The 3,314-nt window shown below is 38.3% G+C and carries 4 protein-coding genes; all 4 read right to left on the reverse strand.

Going from position 1 to position 3,314, the window contains the following annotated elements; genetic code table 11:
• Positions 1-46: 46 nt before the first annotated feature.
• Positions 47-508 (reverse strand): ribose 5-phosphate isomerase B, encoded by a 462-nt coding sequence (rpiB, locus tag V7266_RS27890; RefSeq protein ID WP_335472475.1) that lies wholly within the window; start codon positions 506-508, stop codon positions 47-49.
• A 27-nt stretch (positions 509-535) separates the two neighbouring features.
• The gene (locus tag V7266_RS27895) at positions 536-679 is read right to left on the reverse strand and encodes a GapA-binding peptide SR1P (protein WP_335472476.1); all 144 of its coding nucleotides are present in this window, start codon (positions 677-679) and stop codon (positions 536-538) included.
• 73 nt (positions 680-752) lie between these two features.
• The gene (pfkA, locus tag V7266_RS27900; protein WP_335472477.1) at positions 753-1,709 is read right to left on the reverse strand and encodes a 6-phosphofructokinase; all 957 of its coding nucleotides are present in this window, start codon (positions 1,707-1,709) and stop codon (positions 753-755) included.
• Between the two features lie 65 nt (positions 1,710-1,774).
• A complete protein-coding gene (locus tag V7266_RS27905; protein WP_335472478.1) occupies positions 1,775-3,106 on the reverse strand; it encodes an MFS transporter in 1,332 nt (443 codons plus the stop codon).
• Positions 3,107-3,314 lie beyond the last annotated feature (208 nt).

Here is a 3,314-nt window from a genome sequence, read left to right on the forward strand (position 1 = left end):
ATTTTAACGGGTCAGTTCATTAGCTAAAGGGGTTTTTCTTTTGACTTTAGAGAGAGCAAGAGAACCGTACCCCTGCTTCATATTCCTTTATTTTATTGATACGATTTGCATGCCTGCCGCCTTCAAAGGGGGTTGTTAACCATATTTTTGCTATATCGCGAGCTAGGCCCGGGCCGATGACACGCTCTCCCATCGCTAAGATATTGGAATTGTTATGCTCTCTTGTTGCCTTAGCACTAAACGTATCGTGCACCAGTGCACAGCGTATTCCCTTTACTTTGTTTGCCGAGATACTCATTCCAATCCCCGTGCCGCAAATTAAGATACCTCGTTCTACTTCACCACTTGCTACCTTTTCCGCAACAGGAATAGCATAATCTGGATAATCAACAGAGGTGTCACAATCACACCCTAAATCCAAGTACTCAATTTTCATCTCTTCTAGCAATGAGATGATCCCATTACGAATATTTATACCACCATGATCAGATGCAATCGCTACTTTCATTTTACACTCCTCCAACAGCCATTAACGTTAATCTTCTTTCTTCTCCTCGGAACAATCCTGACACACTCCATACCACGTTTTAACGCCTTCTGTACTTTCAATAATGTCAATGACTTCTTCACACACTTGACAGATAATCGTATCTTGTTTTTCAATTAATTTCTCGCCCATCATTCGCTTCCCCCTTAACTTTTGTTCAAAAAAATTTATTTAAACGACATAACAATAAAGGGATATACTTTTTCTAACCTGAAAGCTTTTCTAGTAATCTATATTGATCCTGCTTATCCGCGACCTCGGAATTTACGCAGCCTAGTTCACTATGAATTATTTTATTCTCTTTCATTCCAACAGCTAGACCCGAATATCCATTGATCAACAGTTCCACTGCCTTAACGCCCATATTACTGGCTAATATCCGATCGAATGCGGAGGTATTTCCCCCTCTTTGGATGAACCCTAATGAGGTAGTTCTTACACGAATGTTTAACTTTTTTTCAATGTAGTGCTGCAAGTCCTGCAAATCATACATTCTTTCTGTAACGATGACGAGGTTATCATTTCTTCCACTATCCATTCTCACACGTAATTTTGAACAGATGGAATATAAATCTAATGGCTTTTCAGGCGTAGAGATGATTTCTCCTCCACCAGCTAAAGCAGAATATAAAGCTAAATCCCCACAATATCTCCCCATTACTTCGACAATCGTTGTTTTATCATGAGAATAATCAGTATCCTTAATTTTACCGATACACTCCAATACCGTATTTAAAGTGGTATCAAATCCTATTGAATAATCTGTATAAGCTAAATCATTGTCAATGGTTCCAGGTATTCCGATCACCTTTATACCTAGTTTATGTAATTTTTCGGCTCCTTTTAAAGATCCTTCCCCACCTATGACAATCAAGGAATCTATATCCAGATCTTTCAATAGATGAAAAGCCTTCTCTCGTCCTGTTTCCTCCATGAAATCTAAGGATCTTGACGTTTTTAAAATCGTTCCGCCTCGATCAGCAATATCTTCTACCTCTTGGGATGTTAATTGATGAATTTTACCATCTATTAAACCTTGGAATCCGCCCTGTATCCCCATTACTTCCACATCATAGTGACTTGCTGCTTTTACTACTGCCCTTATAGCAGCATTCATTCCCGGGGCATCGCCGCCACTTGTTAGGACCCCTAGTTTTTTCATCACCAATACACCTCTTACACGATATCAATTTATATAAAGTTTCCATTTAGTATGGTTAGAGTTTCTTAACTTATTTTTTTTAGTTTTTTTTCAAATTTCCTACTCTTGACCTTTCCTGACTGTTTTACCAAGAAAACAATAATACAAGAACTTAACATCATACTCACACCTAAGAAAATCATACTAATAGTAAAGGAACCTGTTGTATCTTTAATATAACCCACAATGTAAGGGCCAAAAAATCCACCAAGATTTCCGATACTATTGATAAGGGCAATGGCGCCTCCAGCTGCAGCTCCAGTTAAGAAAGAAGGTGGAATGGCCCAAAATGGAGCGTATGCCCCAAATGCCCCACATAGTGAAATGGTTAGAAATACAAAGGATAAGATAATGCTTGCATTGGCAATATAGCTGCTAACAATCATCGCAATAGCACTTATGGTTAAACATACAGCAACATGCCAGCGTCTCTCATTCTTCTTATCTGAATGGTTGCCAACTAGAATCATCGTCACCATGGCAAGAATATACATAGGGAATAAAATCCATCCCATACTTTGAGTGCTAAGAGATATTTTTTCAGATAAACCTTTTGAAATGGTTGGTAAAAACATGTTAATCCCGTAATAGCCAACCATCCAGCAAAAATATCCGGCTGATAAAATGAGAACGTCACGATCTTTTAAAGCCTGCAGGAAAGTGTAGTGTTTCACTTGCTGCTTTTCAAGTTTCTCTTTAGTAGTAACGTCAATTAACCATTTTTTCTCTTCTTTGTTCAACCAATTTACTTCTTCAATTTGATCATTAAGATAGAAATAACATATAACACCCAAGATTACTGATGGAATGGCTTCAGAAATAAACAACCATTGCCAGCCTGACAAACCAAACCAGTGAACGCTTAGCAAGAATGTACATAATAGAGCACCTATAGCATTTGTACAAGGTATGGCCACCATAAATCCGGCAATCGCTTTTGCATGATGTTTCGTTTGATAGAAACCGCTTAAATAGGAAACCATACATGGATAAAAACTGGCCTCAGCAACACCTAAAAGAAATCGTACTGTATAAAATTGTACGGGAGTATGGACGAAAGTTTCTAAAAAGGCAAGGAGGCCCCATGTCACCATGATCCTGCTAATCCATTTCCGCGGTCCAATTTTAGCCATCATCGCACTGCCCGGCACCTCTAAAAGGAAATAGCCCAGGAAAAAAATTCCGGCTCCGAATCCGAAAATAGCATTCGAAAAACCTAAATCTTTGTTTATTTGCAGGGCAGCATATCCAATATTCACCCTATCAAGTACAGATATCGAAAAACATAGAAACAGAAATGGGATTAATCTTAACGTAACTTTTTTAGTAGTGGAACGCTCTAGTGCAAGTTGATCCAAAATAATTCCCCCTTATGTTGTTGTCCCTTCCTTATTCCAAGCCATCATCTCATTAAAGGTTACAGGGAATTAATTTCTCCTTGAAAAAGTAGTTCCCCTAAGCTAAGAAAGATTTAAAATTACTAGTAGTCAAACGGGTGTAAACCCATACATGAAACGCTTCCAGAAAACTTTAAACTTGCTTCGTCAATACAAATTGATCGGGCGA

Origin of the sequence: Neobacillus drentensis, assembly GCF_036965645.1 — a bacterium.
GTDB lineage: Bacteria > Bacillota > Bacilli > Bacillales > Cytobacillaceae > Neobacillus > Neobacillus drentensis_D.

What these genes read in the sequence shown, in the direction of transcription:
- rpiB (WP_335472475.1), bottom strand. Translation starts at nt 508, where the DNA reads ATGAAAGTAGCGATTGCATCTGATCATGGTGGTATAAATATTCGTAAT.
- V7266_RS27895 (WP_335472476.1), bottom strand. Translation starts at nt 679, where the DNA reads ATGGGCGAGAAATTAATTGAAAAACAAGATACGATTATCTGTCAAGTG.
- pfkA (WP_335472477.1), bottom strand. Translation starts at nt 1,709, where the DNA reads ATGAAAAAACTAGGGGTCCTAACAAGTGGCGGCGATGCCCCGGGAATG.